Genomic DNA, 17271 nt, shown 5'->3' on the forward strand with positions numbered 1-17271 from the left:
AGCGTATGATGCGCGCGTTAACGGCGACGTCGCTCGGATTCGCTAGGATTTCGGCCGGTGCGGCAGCGGCCCGCCGAAGTCGAGGGGGCGGATGTGAACCGGGGGCGAACATCGCGACATCGAGCGCGGGTTCGTCCGGGCGTCGCGATCTGGTGGGATGCCGTGTCGAGCGGGCGGTTCTTCACACCCTGGAGCGCCCTCGTCGCCGTTCCCGTCTCCGCCATCGTCCTCGTCCCCTACGCGACCGTCGACACGCCCCTGGAGCTGCTGTCGGCGCAGTTCTCCGGTTTGCTCGTCGCGGGGATCCTGGCTGTGGCCCTGCTGCCGGTCGTGCTCGCGGAACGACGGATACCGTCATCGACGGCACGCGGGGTGCTCGTGCTGGCGGCTCTCGTCGCCGCGGCCGTCGCGCGGCCCTTCCTCAACGACGCTCTGGCGGTCGGTGCGTTCGGACTCGGAACCGACCCCGCGTGGAGCGAGCGCATCGTGACCAACGTCGTCGCGTGGGTGAGCGTGCTGTCACTCGTGGCCGTGACCGAACAGCTCTACGTCAGCTCGCGGACCGCGAGGACGCGCCTCGCCGACGCGCTGCGGACGGTGACCGACGAGCAGCGCCGCGCCGGTCGCTACGAACGGGACACGCGCGAGTTCCTCACGTCCGAGATCAGCGCCCTGCGCACCGCGCTGGCCGCTCTCGTCGCTTCCCCGCTCGACTTCGAGCGCGTGCGAGGTTTCTCCGACGGCGTCCGCTCGGTGAGCCACCGGGCCCGAGATCGCGCGGGGCTCGAGCTCGCCGACATCTCTCCCGACGACGCGGGGCCGTCGGCGATCGAGACGGCACGCACCGTGTTCGAGCGATTGCGTCCGCCGGCGCCGGGCCTCGTCGGCGTCATCTTCGCCGCGGGGAGCGCGCCGTTCGCGCTGCGCACCGAGGGCCCCGTCTTCGCGGCGGTCCTCATCGTCGGGGTGCTCGCCCTGTGTCTCGCGGTCGACCGGCTCACCCGCGGCATCGCCTGCCGCTCGTCCGCGCCCCGACGGGGGAGACGCCTCGTCGGGCTGTGGCTCGGCGCGGGGATCGTGGTGGCCGCGGCGGCGGCGGTGCTCGTGGGGGAGCCCAGCTTCATCCCCGTCATCCCTGCGATCGCACTGCCCGGCATCGCGATCGTGGCGGCGCTGTGTGCCGAGGCGATCCACCGGGGCCGGGTCGAGACCCGTCGGCTGGGCCGTGCGCTGCAGGCGCTCGTCCGCTCCGCCGCGGACCAGACCTCGAGCACGAGGCAGAACCTGGCGCATGCCTCCGACGTCCTTCACAGCCGGGTCCAGAGCACGTGCGTGATCCTCGCGGCCCGCGTGGACGACGAGATCGCGACGCCCGGCGACATCCGCGACTTCGAGCTCGCGATCAGCGCGGGGCTGACCGACGCCCTCGGGACCCGTCGGCCCGGGGCGGCGCGAGCGGCGGACCTCGCCGAGACCGTGGCGATCTGGCGACCCGTGCTGACGGTGTCTTCCGCGGTGGATCCTGCTGCGACGGTCGCCATGTCGGACGCCCTCGTGACGACGCGCGTCGTCGCGGTCGTGGCCGAAGGGCTCGTGAACGCGGTCAAGCATGCCGCGGCCCGCTCGGCCGACATCGAGGTGCGAGGCGCCGCCGACGGGGCATCCCTGTCGATCCGCGTCCGCACCCCCGGGCGGTTGCGCAGCGACGCCGGTGCGGCGACGGGCCTGGGCCTCGCCGGGCTCGGACCGTCGGCGCGGGTGTTCCAGAACGGCCGCGACGTCGTTCTCGAAGCCTCCGTGCCGGTCGGCGGACGTCGTGTGATCGACGGTCAGGGGCGCGGAGCGCTCCATGACAGCGACTCGATGTAGCGGAGAAGCACTCCCTCGCGCAGCGCCCAGGGCGAGACCTCGAGCTCGTCGACGTCGAACGCGCGCATCGCCTCGTGCAGGACGACGGCGCCCGCGACGATCTGGAAGGTGCGGTCGGCGGTGATCCCCGGGAGCTCCTGCCGGGCGGATGCCGGGATGCGGGCGAGCCGCGGGATCCACGAGTTCAGCGCCGAGCGGGGCAGGGTCATCCGCTCGATCCCCGACCAGCCCGGCACCGGGTCGCCCGCGAGCTTCGCCAGCGATCGGATGGTCTTGGAGGAGCCGACGACGTGGTCGGGTCGAGGGCTGTCCGCCATCGACGCGACGATCGGCTTCAGGGTCGCGCGCGCGTGCTCCCGCAGGACGTCGACGGCATCCTCGCCCGGCGGATCGGCGGGCAGGAACTGCACCGTCATCCGGCCTGCGCCGAGCGGCACCGAGGCGGCCGTGTCGGGCAGCTCGTCACTGCCGGCCGCGATCTCGAGAGAACCGCCGCCGATGTCGAACAGCAGGATCTCGCCCGCGGACCAGCCGAACCAGCGGCGCACCGCCAGGAAGGTGAAGCGCGCCTCCGACTCGCCACCGAGCACCTGCAGGTCCTGCCCCAGGGCCTCCTCGATCGCGGCGATGACCTGCGGTCCGTTCGCGGCGTCGCGCACGGCGCTCGTGGCGGTGGCGAGGAGCTCGGCGACGTTCTCCGTGCGCGACACCGCGACCGCCTCGGTCACGGCGGCGACGAGGGCGCGGACGCCGTCGTCGCTGATCGAGCCGTCGGGCTCGAGATAGCGCATCAGTCGTAGCACGGTCCGCTTGCTCGTCCGGGCGAGGGGGCGCCCTCCGGGGCGGACATCGGCGACGAGCAGGTGGACGGTGTTCGAACCGATGTCGAGGACTCCCAGACGCACAGGTTCACAGTAGTGGCAGGCCGCCAGCGCCGCCGGGGCTCCGGCCGGGGGTTACGATGAGCGCGATGTCCCCTGAAGATGTGCAGGCGCTGGCGCCGCTCGCTCCCGCCCTGTACCGCGAGATCGACCGCTCCGACTGGTCCCGGCTCGCGGCGGGTGTGACCCAGCCGCTGACCGAGACCGAGATCGTCCAGCTCCGCGGACTCGGGGACCGGATGGACCTCGGTGAAGTGTCGCAGGTCTACCTGCCCCTCAGCCGGTTGCTCTCGCTGTACGCCAGCGCGACCCGGCGCCTCGGGGCCGACACCGACGCGTTCCTCGGCGAGCAGGACAGCACGACGCCCTTCGTCGTCGGCGTGGCCGGATCGGTCGCCGTCGGGAAGTCGACCGTCGCGCGTCTGCTTCGCGAGCTGATGAGTCGCTGGCCCGGGACGCCCCGGGTGGAGCTCGTCACGACCGACGGCTTCCTGTATCCCAACGCCGAGCTCGAGCGTCGCGGGCTGATGGCTCGGAAGGGCTTCCCCGAGAGCTACGATCGCCGCGCGCTGATCGAGTTCCTCACGGAGGTGAAGTCCGGCGCCCCCGAGGTGCACGCCCCGTTCTACTCGCATATGCGGTACGACATCGTCCCGGACGCGCAGATCACCGTCCGCCGCCCCGACGTCGTGATCGTCGAGGGGCTGAACGTCCTGGCACCGCCGCCCGCGCCGCACGAGGTCGCCGTCAGCGACATGTTCGACTTCTCGATCTACGTCGATGCGGATGCCGAGCACATCAGTCAGTGGTACGTCGAGCGCTTCATGGCGCTCAAGGCGGGCGCATTCAACAACCCCTCGTCGTACTTCAACACCTTCGCCGACCTGGACGACGACGAAGCGGTGGCGATGGCGCGCGGCTTCTGGAACGACATCAACCTCCCGAACCTCGTCGAGAACGTCCTGCCGACGAAGCACCGGGCGACACTGATCCTGCACAAGGGCGCTTCGCACGCCGTCGAGCGCGTGCTCCTGCGGAAGGTCTGACTGCCTCGACCCGGCGTTCTGTCAGCGAGTGCTCGCTAAGCTCCGGTGTCTTCTGTTACGCACCCGTCACCGCAACCTGCTAGGTATGGATCCATGGAACTGGGGCGGCGTTCGCGCGCGCTCGTGCGCGGTGCGTTACGCGCGCGCTCGCGGCTGCGCCGCCGGCGGTCCCGGTGGCGGTCCCTCGTCGCGCTGAGCACGGTCGTCGTGCTCGCGGCGACTGCGACCCTCGCTCCCGCGGCGGCGTCGTCCGCGTTCGCGCCTGCGGCGGTGGCCGGCCCGGCCGTGGCGCTCGGCGACCGTGTCGTGCGGCTGAGCGAGCAGGCGGAACCGGACTCGCGGGCGGTGCTGCTCGTCCACGGGTGGCTGAGCACCGTCCTCCCCGACGCCGACGGCCAGCGCTCCTACGCCCGGTCGCCGTTCGCTCGTCCGGTGCAGTGGCGCGACGGCTCCGGTGCGCCGGTGGCGCGGGGGATGACGGCGTCGCTGCAGCAGCGGCTCGAAGCGCGGCCGGGGGTCGCCGTGTACGCGTTCGACTACTCCGCGAACTCCGCCGGGTGGGTCGGCTCGACCGGTTCGGCCGACAATCTCGCCGCCGCGATCCGTTCGATAGCCGACGCCGTCCACGGCCCCGTCGACGTCGTGACCCATTCGATGGGCGGGCTGGCCCTGCGGTACGCCCTGCGCGACGCCCCGGACATCGCCGCGCTCATCGGCGAGGTCGTCACGGTCGCCGCTCCCACGCAAGGCTCGGACATCGCCAATGTCGCGGTCGACATCGCCGGGGCGATCCGCGCCACGATGTCGACGGTGCCGGTGCTGCAGAACCTCGTGCTGCCCTGGATCGGCGCGGTCTGCAACAAGCAGCTCGCGGAAGACGCGCGCGGCGGCTGCGATCTGCCACCCGTCATCCGGACGGGTATCGCCGCCCTCGGCCCGGCAGGTACGTCCCTGCGCGCCGGGTCGGCGGAGCTCGCCGATCTGCCCGACTGGCCGGCGGGTCTGCACGTGCACGCGATCGCGGCGTCCGCCGTCGTCGCGATGCCGCTCCCGTCGGGGAAGACCGGGGAGGCCCGCCTCGGCGACGGTCTGGTCGCCGAGACGTCCGCCCTCGCCGGAGCGGCGGACACGACGGTGGTCACATGCCGCACGGACCTCCCGCCCGGCGTGGGCGGAGTCGGGATGATCCTGTCGGGCCAGGTCGCCGCACCGCCGTTCGGCGGCGCGTGCGGGCACGACGCGGTCTTCTCCAATCTCGAGGCGGTCGACGCCGTGCTGGCAGCGTTGCGCGGGCCCGCGTCCGGCTGAGCTCGAGCGCCCGGGCTCCCGATCTAGGATGGAGCCCATGTGCGGAATCATCGGCTACGTGGGTCCTCGTCCCTCGCAGGACATCCTCATCTCGGGCCTGGCCCGCCTCGAATACCGCGGCTACGACTCCGCCGGCATCGCCGTCATCGACGGTGAGGGCGGCCTCGGAACACGCAAGCGCGCGGGCAAGCTGCAGGTGCTGCGCGACGACCTGGCCGCGCACCCGCTGGCCGACGGCACGACGGGAATCGGCCACACCCGGTGGGCCACGCACGGCGGCCCGACCGACGCGAACGCGCACCCGCACCTGGCCGACGACGACAAGCTCGCGGTCATCCACAACGGCATCATCGAGAACTTCTCCGAGCTGAAGTCCGAGCTCGTCGCCGAGGGCCACACGTTCCGCAGCGAGACCGACACCGAGGTCGCCGCTGTGCTGCTGGGCCGCGAGTACCGGGCATCCGGCGATCTGGTCGAGGCGTTCCGCGCGACGGTGTCGCGCCTGGAGGGGGCGTTCACGCTCCTGGCCCTGCACCGCGACCAGCCCGGTCTCGTCGTGGGCGCCCGCCGCAACTCGCCGCTGGTGATCGGCCTCGGCGACGGCGAGAACTTCCTCGGCTCCGACGTCGCCGCCTTCGTGGAGCACACGCGCCACGCGCTCGCGATCGGCCAGGACGAGATCGTCGCGATCACCCCGCAGGAGGTCACGGTCACCGACTTCTCCGGCGATGCCGTCGACGTCGAGCCGTTCGAGGTCGTGTGGGATGCCGCTGCCGCGGACAAGGGCGGCTGGTCGTCGTTCATGGCCAAGGAGGTCTCGGAGGAGCCCGAGGCCGTCGCGAACACCATCCGCGGGCGCGTGCACGACGGTCTCGTGCAGATCCCCGAGCTCGATGGCCTCGACGAGCTGTTCACCGGCATCGATCGCGTCATCGTCATCGCGTGCGGCACCGCCGCGTACGCCGGCATGGTCGGCAAGTACGCTCTCGAGCAGTGGGCTCGCGTTCCCGTCGACGTCGAGCTCGCCCACGAGTTCCGCTACCGCGATCCCGTCATCGGTCCGCGGACACTCGTCGTCTCCATCAGCCAGTCCGGCGAGACGATGGACACGCTCATGGCGGTCAAGTACGCCCGCGAGGCCGGCGCGAAGACGCTGTCGATCTGCAACACCCAAGGCGCGACGATCCCGCGCGAGTCCGATGCCATCGTCTACACCCACGCCGGCCCCGAGGTCGCCGTCGCGTCCACGAAGGCGTTCGTCGCGCAGATCACCGCGCTGTACCTGCTGGCCCTGCATGTCGGCCGTGTGCGCGGTGCGCTGAGCGCTGCGGCGATCGCCGAGCAGGTCGCTCAGCTCGAAGCGGTGCCCGAGAAGATCGCCCGGGTGCTCGCGAGCGAGCAGGAGCACATCGAGCAGTTCGCCCACTGGATGGCCGACACCCGCTCGGTGATCTTCCTCGGCCGTCACGTCGGCTATCCGATCGCGCTCGAGGGCGCGCTCAAGCTCAAGGAGATCTCCTACATCCACGCCGAGGGCTTCGCCGCCGGAGAGCTCAAGCACGGCCCGATCGCCCTCATCGAGCCCGGTCAGCCGGTGTTCGTCATGGTGCCCTCGCCGACGAGCTCGCCGCTTCTGCACGCGAAGGTCGTGTCCAACATCCAGGAGATCCGCGCCCGCGGCGCCCGCATCATCGCGGTCGCCGAAGAGGGGGATGCCGCCGTCCTCCCGTTCGCCGACGAGGTGCTGCGCATCCCGCTCGCCGAGCCGCTGTTCGAGCCGCTTCTCGCGGTGGTTCCGCTGCACATCTTCGCCATGGGCCTGGCCACCGCCAAGGGCCTCGACGTCGACCAGCCGCGCAACCTCGCCAAGTCGGTCACCGTCGAGTGAGTCCGTCGGGCTGGAAGGGGGTGCTGTGATCGTCGGCATCGGCGTCGACCTGGTCGACGTCCCGCGCTTCGAGCGTTCGCTCGAACACACCCCTCGCCTGCTCGACAGGCTCTTCTCGCCCGCCGAGCGCGCCCTCAAGCCCCGGTCTCTCGCTGCCCGGTACGCCGCGAAGGAGGCGCTCATCAAGGCCCTCGGCGGCTCGGAGGGCGTGCACTGGGTCGACATCGAGGTGGCGTCGGAGTCTTCGGGGCGCCCGGTCTTCGCCCTCACCGGTGAGACGGCCGCCACGGTGGCCGCACGGGGCGTGACGGCGGTGCACCTGTCGCTCTCGCACGATGCGAACCTCGCCACCGCCTACGTGATCGCCGAGGCCGCATCGTGACCGTACGCCCGCTGCGCGAAGCCCTCATCGACGTCGAGGCGATCGAGCACAACGTCCGTCATCTGCGGCGTCTCGTCCAGACCGAGATCATCGCCGTCGTGAAAGCCGACGGTTACGGGCACGGCGCCGCGCGTGCGGCGACCGCGGCCCTGTCGGGTGGCGCGACGCGACTCGGCGTGGCGGACATCGCCGAGGCCGTCGCCCTGCGCCGAGCGGGAATCACCGCCCCCATCGTCGCGTGGCTGCACGCGCCCGGCGCGGATTTCCGCGAGGCGGCCGAGCACGGCGTCGAGCTCGGGATCTCGAGCTTCGCGCAGCTGCAGGCCGCCGCGGCGGCAGCATCCGTCGGGCGCTTCGTCGGTGTGCACCTCAAGGTGGAGACAGGGCTCGGGCGCAACGGCGTCGAGCCGCGCGAGTGGCAGCGCGTCTGCGCGGAGGCGGCGAGACTCGAGCGCATCGGCCAGCTGCGCGTCATCGGCGTCTTCAGTCACCTCTCCAACACGAGCATCGAGGACGACCGCGCCGCGCTCGCCCGATTCCACGACGCTCTCGCTGAGGCGAGCGCGGCGGGGGTGCATCCGCCGCTGCGCCACATCGCCGCGTCGAACGCGGCGATCGCGCTGCCCGAGACGCGGCTGAACTGCGTCCGCCTGGGGCTCGCGATCTACGGACTCTCTCCGCTTCCGGGTCGCTCCTCGGCAGACCTCGGGCTGCGGCCGGCGATGACCCTGCGCACCTCGGTCGCCGCGGTGCGACGCGTGCCGGCCGGCCAAGGCGTGTCGTACGGCTACACGCACCGCACCGCGTCCGAGACGACGCTCGCCCTGGTCCCGCTCGGCTATGCCGACGGCGTGCCCCGGCAGGCCTCCGGCCGCGGGCCGGTGGTCATCGGCGGCCGGCGGTTCACGGTCTCGGGCCGGATCGCGATGGACCAGTTCGTCGTCGACGTCGGTGACGCCGAGGTCTCGATCGGCGACGAGGTCGTGCTCTTCGGCGACCCCACGCTGAGTTTTCCCGCCGCCGCCGACTGGGGTGATGCCGCGGACACGATCGATTACGAGATCGTCACCCGTATCGGCCCGCGGGTGCACCGCACGGCGGTATCGTCCGAGATGACGGGAGGCCGGCGATGAGCGGAATGGACGACTACCTCGGCGAACGCGAGGTGACTTCAGCCGACGAGATGGAGGCCTGGGGGAGGGAGATCGGATCGCGGCTCCGCGCCGGCGAGCTCGTCGTCCTCACCGGGCCTCTCGGGGCTGGCAAGACGACGCTGACCCGGGGGATCGGCGCCGGCCTCGGCGTCCGCGGACCGATCCAGAGTCCGACCTTCGTCATCGCACGCACCCACCCCTCGCTCGTCGACGGTCCGCCGCTGATCCATGTCGACGCCTACCGCCTGGGGTCCCCGGCGGAGCTGTCGGACCTCGATCTCGACCTGGACGCCAGTGTCACGATCGTCGAGTGGGGACACGGCATGGTCGACGGTCTTCGCGACAGCTGGTGGGAGATCGAGCTCGAGCGGGGCTGGAGCGGCACCGGGCTCGACAACGCCTGCGGCACGAGCGGCCCGGCGGCAGCGGAGATGGCCGACGCGGCCCCGCGCCTCGTGACGGTCACGCGGCGCCCCTGAGCGCGAGGCCGCACGGCCCGGGCTACCCTGGGTGACGTGATTCTGGGCATCGACACCTCGATCGGCACGGCCGTCGCGATCGTCGACCCCGCGGGCCGTGTCCGCGCCGAGGTCGTCAGCCGCGACCCCCGCGGTCACGCCGAGGTCATCGGCGATCTGCTCGTGCGCGTCTTCCACGAAGCGGGGGTCGACCCCGTCGAGATCACGGCCGTCGCCGCGGGCATGGGGCCGGGTCCGTTCACGGGACTGCGGGTCGGGATCGCGGCCGCACGGGCGTTCGCCCTCGGGCGCGGCGTCCCCCTGATCGCGGTCGCGAGCCACGATGCTGCGGCGCGCGCACACGTCGATCCCGCGTACGCCACCGCCGGCGCGGCTCCCGTCGAGGGCGAGCCGGTCGCGATCGTGACCGATGCCCGCCGTCGCGAGGTCGCCGTCTCGGTCTACCGCGTCGAGCGGGGGATGCCGGTGCGCCTCACCGACGCGCATCTCGTGCCGCGCGCGTCGACCGAGCCCCTCGCCCTGTTCGGAGCTCCCGCCTCGGAGCTGCCGGAGACGACATCCATCAGTGCCGCAGCCCTCGGCCGGATCGCGGCCGAACGGCTGTCGGCGGGCGCCGCCGACGCGTCGGCCGCCGAGCCCCTGTACCTCCGCGCCCCGGACGTGACGGTGCCGGCCGGACCGAAGAAGGTGGGTACGTGAGCCTGCGGACCGCGACCGGTGACGACCTCGACGCGATCATGGCGCTCGAGCAGGCGTCGTTCCCCACCGATGCGTGGAGCCGCACCGCCATGTCCGCAGAGCTCGCCTCGCCGCACGGGCGCTACCTCGTCGACGTCGAGGACGATCGCGTCGTCGGTTACGGCGGTGTCCGGTCGGTGCGGGGCGCGGATGACGCCGACATCCAGACCATCGCCCTCGAACCGTCCCGGCGCGGCACCGGTCGCGGCCGAACCCTGCTGCGGGCGCTCATCGCCGAAGCCCGCGACCGCGGCGCGCGCGAGCTCTTCCTCGAGGTGCGCGCCGACAACCCCGTCGCCCAGGCCCTCTACGTCTCGGAGGGGTTCGTCGAGATCGCCCGCCGTCCGCGGTACTACCAGCCCGACGACGTCGACGCGATCATCATGCAGCTGAACCTCCGCGGTGAGGGAGGGACCGACCGATGACCACCGACCTGACCCGCTCCGAACCCCTCGTGCTGGGGATCGAGACCAGCTGCGACGAGACCGGCATCGGCATCGTCCGGGGGCGCACGCTGCTGTCGAACACGATCGCGAGCTCGATGGCCGAGCATGCCCGTTACGGCGGCGTCGTGCCCGAGGTCGCCGCGCGCGCCCACCTCGAGGCGCTCCAGCCGGCGATCGAGGCCGCCGTGGCCGAAGCGGGCGTCTCGCTGCAGGAGCTCGACGCGGTCGCCGTCACGAGCGGCCCAGGGCTGGCCGGCGCGCTCATGGTCGGCGTCGGGGCTGCGAAGGCCCTCGCCGTGTCGCTCGGGAAGCCGCTCTACGCGGTCAACCATCTGGTCGGTCACATCGCGGCCGACATCCTGACCGGTGACGACGTCGAGTACCCGACCGTCGCCCTCCTGGTCAGCGGCGGGCACACCTCGCTCCTCCTCGTCCGCGATCTGGTCTCCGACGTCGAGATGCTCGGCGAGACGATGGATGACGCCGCCGGCGAGGCCTTCGACAAGATCGCCCGCATCCTCGGTCTGCCCTACCCCGGAGGCCCCGAGATCGACCGCGCCGCAGCCGGCGGCGACCCCGACGCCATCCGATTCCCGCGCGGACTCTCCCGAGCGTCCGACCTGGCCGCGCACCGGTACGACTTCTCCTTCTCCGGGCTGAAGACCGCCGTAGCGCGCTGGATCGAGCAGCGCGAGGCGGCGGGCGAGACCGTGCCCGTCGCCGACGTCGCGGCATCCTTCCGCGAAGCGGTCGTCGACGTCCTCGTGACCAAGGCGCTCGACGCGTGCGCGCAGCACGGCGTGCCCCGGCTGCTCCTCGGCGGCGGCGTGATCGCCAATCGCCGGCTGCGCGAGGTCGCGCTCGGACGAGCCGCCGCCGCGGGCGTCGCGGTGCGCATCCCGCCGCTGAGCCTGTGCACCGACAACGGGGCGATGATCGCTGCGCTCGCCGCCGAGCTCATCTCCTCGAGCGCCGAGCCGTCGACCCTCTCGTTCGGCGCCGACTCGACGCTTCCGGTCACCGAGATCCAGGTACGCGGGTGAGCGACGACCGTCGGCGCAGTCGGCGCCCCGCCGTGGCAGCGCCGACGGATGACGTCGCGTCGGCTCCCGAGGCCGCGAGGCTGCCGGGCGAGCACCGCGGCGGGTTCCAGCGCGAGTTCACGCAGCCGACACCGCTGCTGAGCAGCCCCGAGGTCGGCCCGCGCGCCGAGCCCGCTGCGTCGCAGCCGCGCGTCGAGTGGGCCCCGGCGCCCGAGATCCTGCCCCGATCGGGGGCGTGGGCGCTCGCGCTGGCGATCGTGGCCCTCGTGCTGTCGCTGTTCGTCGGGTGGGCGTTCCCGCTGGGTATCGCAGCGGTCGTGATGGCGGTGCTGGCGCTGCGCCGACCGTGGGAGCGTCGCGGGGTCGCGGTGTGGGCGCTCGGCCTCGCCGCGTTGTCGATCCTCTACAGCGCGGGCTGGCTCGTCTGGGCGGCGGCTCAGGCCGGGCTGCTGGACTGAGCCCCGTCGCCGGGGCGGCCCTCACCGTCCTCGACGCGGTCGGCGAGGACGGCCACCCGGCGGTCTCCGACGCGCGTGAGGAAGAGGGTCGCCGACGCGCTCCCCGACAGGCTCAGCTTCTTGCGGAACTGCGCGGGATCGATGTCGACCCCGCGTTTCTTGATCTCCAGGATGCCGATCCCTGCGCGCTTGAGCGCGGCGTCGATCTCGCGGGTCTTCAGCGGCAGGACCTCGCGCACCCGGAACGTCGTCGCGAACGCGCTGGTACGCCCCGTGTCGGAGGTCATGTACGCCGTGCCGCCGGCGAGCATCCCCGCGTCGAGGGAGCGGGCCACGTCGCCGATCAGCCGAGCGCGGATGACGGCGCCGTCTGGCTCGTGCAGGTAGGCGCCCAGATCGCGCGGATCGACGTCCGGAGCATCATCGGCGGCGGTGAGCTCGGCGGCACGATCGCCGCGGATCACGAGGGCGGACCGCCGGACGCCCGGGCGAGCGAGAGCGCCCGACCAGAGGACGAGCTCGATCGTCGAGCCGTCCGCGCTGATCCACTGCGCCTCGCCGTCGGTGGGAAGATCGTCGTGGTCGAACGCAGGGCCGAGCTTGATGCCCGTCGGCATCCGACCTGCGAGGTCGAAGGCCCACTCGAGCGACGGCGTGTAGTCGGATGCCGCGATGCGCCGCGTCTCGCTGTGGCCCGAGGTGCGGCGGGCGGGGTCGAGCCAGACGGCATCGACGCCGTCGAGATCGGTCTCCTCCGCCCGCCCGTGGCGCACGCGAGCGGCTGCACCGAACGGGGCGAGGTTGTAGGCGGCCAGGGCAGCGGTGATCTCGTCGGCGTCGACGGCCAGGACCTCGAGCCCGACGCCGGCGAAGCCGAGCGCATCGCCGCCGATGCCGCAGCCGAGGTCGGCGACGCGGGCGATGCCGGCATCGCGGAACCTGCCGGCGTGGCGGGCGGCGACAGCGAGACGCGTGGCCTGCTCGAGGCCGGCCCGGGTGAACAGCATCCGATCGGCGAACGGACCGAACTTCGCCCGCGCGCGCTCGCGCAGCCGCGCTTGCCCGACGACGGCCGACACGAGGTCGGGGGAGAGGCCCTCGCGTCGCAGCCGCGACACGGCCGACGCGGCATCCGCCGTCGACGAGATCCGGAGGGCGTCGACCAGACGGAGTCCCTCGGGGGTCAGCAACGCGGAGAGCTCGGCGTGATCCACCACGACAGCCTACGCGGGGCGGTGCCGCCGGTTCAGGGACGTTGGCACTCGCGTTGCATGAGTGCCAACGTCCCCCTAGACTCGGAGTTGGCACTCTCAGGGTGAGATTGCCAACAAGTCTTGTCGAAGAAAGAGGTAGACCGTGTCGGTTTCCATCAAGCCGCTCGAGGACCGCATCGTCATCAAGCAGGTCGAGGCCGAGCAGACCACTGCGAGTGGTCTGGTCATCCCCGACACCGCCAAGGAGAAGCCCCAGGAGGGCGAGGTCGTGGCGGTCGGCCCCGGCCGCATCGATGACAACGGCAACCGTGTTCCGCTCGACGTCGCCGTCGGCGACCGCGTGATCTACAGCAAGTACGGCGGAACCGAGGTCAAGTTCGGCGCTGACGAGTTCCTCGTGCTCTCGGCGCGCGACGTCCTCGCCGTCGTCGTCCGCTGACGCAGAGCTCTTCCACGAAGGCCCGGGTGCATCGCATCCGGGCCTTCGTCATGGCAGGCGTGCGGCGGCGGATGGCAGTCCGTCGTGACCTCGCCGTGTCATGACCGTCCTATGCTTGGCTCGTGACACCCCTCGATCCCGCCCGTGAACGCTCGCTCGGCGGGATCTACGCTTTCTCGGCCTACGTGCTCTGGGGCTTCATGCCCCTCTACTTCCTCACGCTCGCCCCGATGGGGCCGTTCGAGGTCGTGTCGTGGCGCATCCTGTTCTCGCTGGTGTTCTGCGCGATCCTCCTCACGGTGCTCCGGGCCTGGGGCAAGCTGATCGCGATCCTGCGCACGCCGCGCCTGGTGCTGTGGACCATCGTGGCTGGGCTGCTCATCTACGTGAACTGGCAGGTCTTCCTCATCAGCACCCTCACGGGGCACGTGATCGAGGGGAGCCTCGGGTACTTCATCAACCCGATCGTCACGGTGCTCCTCGGCGTCCTCGTCCTGAAGGAGCGGCTGCGGGTGGCCCAGTGGGTCGCGATCGGCATCGCCGCCGTCGCGGTCGGCGTCATCGTCATCGGCTACGGGGCCTTCCCGTGGATCGCCCTGACCCTCGCCGCGAGCTTCGGCACCTACGGACTGGTCAAGAAGCAGATCGGGCCCTCGGTCGACGCCGTGAGCGGCCTGACCCTCGAGTCGCTCTGGCTGGCGCCCGTCGCGATCGTGCAGGCGATCATCGTCGCGGTCACCGGCGGGCTCGTTTTCGGCTCGGTCAGCCCCGGCCACACCGCGCTGGTGACCCTCGCCGGGATCGTCACCGCCGTGCCCCTGCTGTTCTTCGCCGCCGGCGCCCGTCGCAGCAGCCTCACGGTGATCGGCCTGCTGCAGTTCGTCGCGCCGATCCTTCAGTTCATCACGGGGGCCTGGATCCTCGGCGAGCCGATGCCTCTCGAGCGCTGGATCGGCTTCGGGCTCGTCTGGCTCGCCCTCGTCGTGCTCAGCGTCGACTCGCTGCGCGCCGCTCGTCGTCCGAAACGCGTCGACGAGGCATCCGACGTCGCCCCCGTCGTCTGACGTGGCACCGGTCCCACCCGCGTCATCGCGCGGGACGCCGCGGGCCGGAAGTAACGATCAGGTCGCGTAACAGACCGTTAACACATCGCAACATCCCTGATGCAGCGGCACCACTAGGTTTGACCCAACCTCGCGGGGCTTCGGTGCCGCGTTCCCACTCATCAAGGAGCACAATGGGCGTTCTCACCCGTTCCCGCACCGCGAAGGTCCTCGGCGGTATCGCCGTGATCGGCGCGAGTGCCCTCGTCCTCGCAGGCTGTGCCGGAGGCAGCGAACCGGCTGCATCGGGTGACGCCGAAGGGAACTCCTCGGCCGATTTCCCCATCGACTGCGAAGCGGCCGAGCCCGCGTCGTACACCCCCGAGTACACCTCGACCTCCACCGGTCCCGGCACCGACCTCACCTACACGATCGGCACGGCTCTGCCCGTGACCGGCAACCTCGCCTTCCTCGGCCCGCCCGAGATCTCGGCGACCGAGTTCGCCGCATCCGAGATCAACGCCGCGGGCAAGGGCATCACGATCGACCTCAAGCAGGGCGACTCGGGTGACACCGACAACAAGGCGTACGAGACGGAGATTCCGCGACTGCTGGGCGAAGGCGCCACGGCGATCATCGGCGCGGCGTCCTCGGGCACGTCGCTGCAGTTCATCGACCAGGTCATCGCCGCCAACGCCATCCAGTTCTCGCCGGCGAACACCTCGGCCGCCTTCACCGGCTACGAGGACAAGGGTCTCTACTGGCGCACCGCTCCCTCGGACGTCCTGCAGGGCGAAGTGCTCGGCAACCTGATCGGCGCCGACGGCAACGAGACGCTCGGCATGATCGTCCTCAACGACGCCTACGGCACCGGCCTCGCGTGCTTCACCAAGGCCGCCTTCGAGGCTGCCGGCGGCGAGGTCGTCGCGACCTCGCTCTACAACACCGGTGACACGAACTTCTCGGCCCAGGTCGAGGACGTGCTCGCAGCCGGCCCGGACGCGATCGCCCTGATCACGTTCGAAGAGGTCAAGACGATCATCCCCGAGCTGATCGGTGCCGAGGTGGCCCCCGAGCAGCTGTACCTCGTCGACGGGAACCTGGCGAACTTCGGCGACGATTTCGAAGCCGGCACCATGGCCGGCGCGAAGGGCACCTACCCCGCCGTCGACCCCGCGTCGATCGCAACCTTCCGCGACAACCTGCAGGCGTTCTGGACCGGTGCCGGCAACGCCGAGCTGCAGGACTTCACCTACGGGCCGGAGTCGTATGACGCCGTCGTGCTGCTGGCACTCGCGGCGCTGCAGGCCGGATCGACGGCCGGCCCCGACGTCGCCGCGAACCTGCAGGCGGTCTCCGGCGGCTCGGGCGAAGGCACGAAGTGCACGACCTTCGCGGAGTGCGCCGACCTGATCATCGCCGGTGAGGCCGCGGACTACGACGGTGTCTCGGGCCCGATCACCTTCAACGAGGTGGGCGACCCGACGGAGGCATCCATCGGCGTCTTCGAGTACGGCGACGACAACAACTACGAGTTCGTCCGCGTCGGCTGATCCCCACGCACGAGGGCCCCGGTCTCCCGGCCGGGGCCCTTCGTCGTGCGCGCCGTGGGGCGGGCTCGGGGTGTGGGTTGGCAGTTGGTGCCCGCTCCTGGCGCGTGTGTGGGCGCGAGCTGCCAGCTGAGCGCTGTGTGGGCTCGCGCTCGCGCGTGGGTTCGCAGTTGGTGCCCGCTCCTGGCGCGTGTGTGGGCGCGAGCTGCCAGGTGAGCCCTGGGTGGGCTCGCGCTCGCGCGTGGGTTGGCAGTTGGTGCCCACTCCTGGCGCGTGTGTGGGCGTGAGCTGCCAGGTGAAGCGCGGGGTCAGTTCGGGGGAGACCACCCGCGGCGCCGGAGAGCACCGCTGACGAGAGCCACCGCCGGCGAGCCCGATGGCCTGATGTGCGCCGAGGTGAGCCTCACGACCTCGAAGCCGAGAGCGACGTAGGCGGTGTGCTTCTCGATGTCGCGCGCCCACTGGCTCCGCGATGTGCGATGGTGGTCGCCCTCGACCTCGGCGATGACGCGGTACTCGGGCCAGACGGCATCCGCGATCCCCGCCAGCCGCCCCGAGCCATCGCGGATCTCCTGGTCGAGCAGCGGCTCGGGCAGCCCCGCCCCGACGACGGCGAGCCGGAAGTCGGTCTCCAGCGGAGACATCGCCCCCTCGCGGACCAGGCTCAACGCTTCGACGAGCTTCGCGGAACCGACGCGCCTCCCGGAGGCGACCGCCTCGGCGAGCTCATCCACCGTGCACAGCCGCGCCTCGGGGCGGCTTCGGCCACGATCGCCGCGCGGCACCCGCACGAGCGCGTCGCCGACCCGCACCAGCTCGCGGACGCCGGCGTCCCGCCCGAGCATTGCCCACGTCGACGCCGGTGACGACAGCCGCAGGCCCCCGAGAGTCCTCACCTCGACGTGCGTCGGCGCGAGCTGACGTCCGCGGATGCCGCGCCGCCGCGGCGCGCGTTCCGGCGCGACGACCCCGACCTCGAGCTCACCGGAGGGCAGAGCACCCGTTCCCCACAGCACCGCGGCTGTGCGCCCGCAGTAGAAGGCGTGTCCGCTCATGATCTGGGCATACGCCCGCGCGCGGTCGAGCACCCGCTGCCGCGCAGCGTGATCCTCGGCGAGCGGGCCGGTCGCCGCGGCCTCCCCGGCTCCCGCTCTCCGGCGCACCCCGCGGAACGGGATGTCGAGATCCAGGGCACGCAGACGCTTGAGCGATACGCCCGCGGCCGACGCATCGGCGCACGAGAACGCTTCGCCGAGTGCGTCAGGCAGAGGTTCCGGGAGTCGCGGCATCCCCCCGATTCTCCCGGTGTAGTCCGCCCCGCGGGGCTCAACGC

Annotated in this window: 17 protein-coding genes; 14 read left to right on the plus strand and 3 right to left on the minus strand. The window is 71.8% G+C overall.

Annotated features, from left to right (window positions below):
• The first annotated feature begins 57 nt into the window (after window positions 1–57).
• Window positions 58–1869 (plus strand): ATP-binding protein, encoded by a 1812-nt coding sequence (locus ABIC53_RS00105; protein WP_354449931.1) that lies wholly within the window; start codon window positions 58–60, stop codon window positions 1867–1869.
• Here ABIC53_RS00105 and ABIC53_RS00110 read toward each other — a convergent pair.
• A complete protein-coding gene (locus tag ABIC53_RS00110) occupies window positions 1830–2774 on the minus strand; it encodes a Ppx/GppA phosphatase family protein (protein ID WP_269268822.1) in 945 nt (314 codons plus the stop codon). The genes ABIC53_RS00105 and ABIC53_RS00110 overlap by 40 nt on opposite strands.
• A 65-nt stretch (window positions 2775–2839) precedes the next feature.
• Between ABIC53_RS00110 and coaA the strand changes: the two genes are divergently transcribed.
• From coaA to ABIC53_RS00160, 10 genes are all read left to right on the plus strand, one after another.
• Window positions 2840–3796, plus strand: coding sequence for a type I pantothenate kinase (coaA, locus tag ABIC53_RS00115; protein ID WP_404568870.1), 957 nt, complete (start codon window positions 2840–2842; stop codon window positions 3794–3796).
• A gap of 93 nt (window positions 3797–3889) precedes the next feature.
• Window positions 3890–5104, plus strand: coding sequence for an esterase/lipase family protein (locus ABIC53_RS00120; protein ID WP_354449932.1), 1215 nt, complete (start codon window positions 3890–3892; stop codon window positions 5102–5104).
• Window positions 5105–5141: 37 nt separating this feature from the next.
• Window positions 5142–6992 (plus strand): glutamine--fructose-6-phosphate transaminase (isomerizing), encoded by a 1851-nt coding sequence (glmS, locus tag ABIC53_RS00125; RefSeq protein ID WP_354449933.1) that lies wholly within the window; start codon window positions 5142–5144, stop codon window positions 6990–6992.
• A 25-nt stretch (window positions 6993–7017) separates the two neighbouring features.
• The gene (locus ABIC53_RS00130; protein WP_354449934.1) at window positions 7018–7374 is read left to right on the plus strand and encodes a holo-ACP synthase; all 357 of its coding nucleotides are present in this window, start codon (window positions 7018–7020) and stop codon (window positions 7372–7374) included.
• Entirely contained in the window at window positions 7371–8507 is a 1137-nt protein-coding gene (gene alr / locus ABIC53_RS00135; protein ID WP_354449935.1) for an alanine racemase, read from the plus strand. The genes ABIC53_RS00130 and alr overlap by 4 nt, the downstream gene beginning before the upstream one ends.
• Complete coding sequence (tsaE, locus tag ABIC53_RS00140) at window positions 8504–9007, plus strand: tRNA (adenosine(37)-N6)-threonylcarbamoyltransferase complex ATPase subunit type 1 TsaE (RefSeq protein ID WP_354449936.1); 504 nt, start codon at window positions 8504–8506, stop codon at window positions 9005–9007. Before alr ends, tsaE begins: the two co-directional genes overlap by 4 nt.
• Before the next feature lie 36 nt (window positions 9008–9043).
• Complete coding sequence (gene tsaB / locus ABIC53_RS00145) at window positions 9044–9706, plus strand: tRNA (adenosine(37)-N6)-threonylcarbamoyltransferase complex dimerization subunit type 1 TsaB (RefSeq protein ID WP_354449937.1); 663 nt, start codon at window positions 9044–9046, stop codon at window positions 9704–9706.
• Window positions 9703–10170 (plus strand): ribosomal protein S18-alanine N-acetyltransferase, encoded by a 468-nt coding sequence (rimI, locus tag ABIC53_RS00150; RefSeq protein ID WP_112617889.1) that lies wholly within the window; start codon window positions 9703–9705, stop codon window positions 10168–10170. Before tsaB ends, rimI begins: the two co-directional genes overlap by 4 nt.
• Window positions 10167–11234: a tRNA (adenosine(37)-N6)-threonylcarbamoyltransferase complex transferase subunit TsaD gene (gene tsaD, locus ABIC53_RS00155; protein WP_354449938.1), complete on the plus strand. Its 1068-nt coding sequence runs from the start codon at window positions 10167–10169 to the stop codon at window positions 11232–11234. The genes rimI and tsaD overlap by 4 nt, the downstream gene beginning before the upstream one ends.
• Window positions 11231–11692: a hypothetical protein gene (locus tag ABIC53_RS00160; RefSeq protein ID WP_112617890.1), complete on the plus strand. Its 462-nt coding sequence runs from the start codon at window positions 11231–11233 to the stop codon at window positions 11690–11692. Before tsaD ends, ABIC53_RS00160 begins: the two co-directional genes overlap by 4 nt.
• On the opposite strand, the gene ABIC53_RS00165 is transcribed toward ABIC53_RS00160, so the two are convergent.
• Window positions 11671–12906, minus strand: a complete 1236-nt coding sequence (locus tag ABIC53_RS00165) for a THUMP-like domain-containing protein (RefSeq protein WP_354449939.1) — start codon at window positions 12904–12906, stop codon at window positions 11671–11673. The two genes, ABIC53_RS00160 and ABIC53_RS00165, sit on opposite strands and share 22 nt — an antisense overlap.
• 142 nt (window positions 12907–13048) lie before the next feature.
• Here ABIC53_RS00165 and groES point away from each other — a divergent pair, with 142 nt between their 5' ends.
• The 3 genes from groES (at window position 13049) to ABIC53_RS00180 (ending at window position 15941) form a co-directional block, all read left to right on the plus strand.
• Window positions 13049–13345 (plus strand): co-chaperone GroES, encoded by a 297-nt coding sequence (gene groES, locus ABIC53_RS00170; protein WP_023954390.1) that lies wholly within the window; start codon window positions 13049–13051, stop codon window positions 13343–13345.
• A 122-nt stretch (window positions 13346–13467) separates the two neighbouring features.
• Window positions 13468–14409, plus strand: coding sequence for an EamA family transporter RarD (gene rarD, locus ABIC53_RS00175; protein WP_274179352.1), 942 nt, complete (start codon window positions 13468–13470; stop codon window positions 14407–14409).
• Window positions 14410–14582: 173 nt separating this feature from the next.
• Window positions 14583–15941 carry an ABC transporter substrate-binding protein gene (locus ABIC53_RS00180; protein WP_112617893.1) on the plus strand — a complete coding sequence of 453 codons (1359 nt, stop codon included), beginning with the start codon at window positions 14583–14585 and terminating at the stop codon, window positions 15939–15941.
• A 305-nt stretch (window positions 15942–16246) separates the two neighbouring features.
• Here ABIC53_RS00180 and ABIC53_RS00185 read toward each other — a convergent pair whose 3' ends face one another.
• Window positions 16247–17227: a putative endonuclease domain-containing protein gene (locus ABIC53_RS00185; protein WP_354449940.1), complete on the minus strand. Its 981-nt coding sequence runs from the start codon at window positions 17225–17227 to the stop codon at window positions 16247–16249.
• Window positions 17228–17271 lie beyond the last annotated feature (44 nt).

Source organism: Microbacterium sp. 1262 (genome assembly GCF_040544895.1).
Classification (GTDB): Bacteria; Actinomycetota; Actinomycetes; order Actinomycetales; family Microbacteriaceae; genus Microbacterium; species Microbacterium plantarum.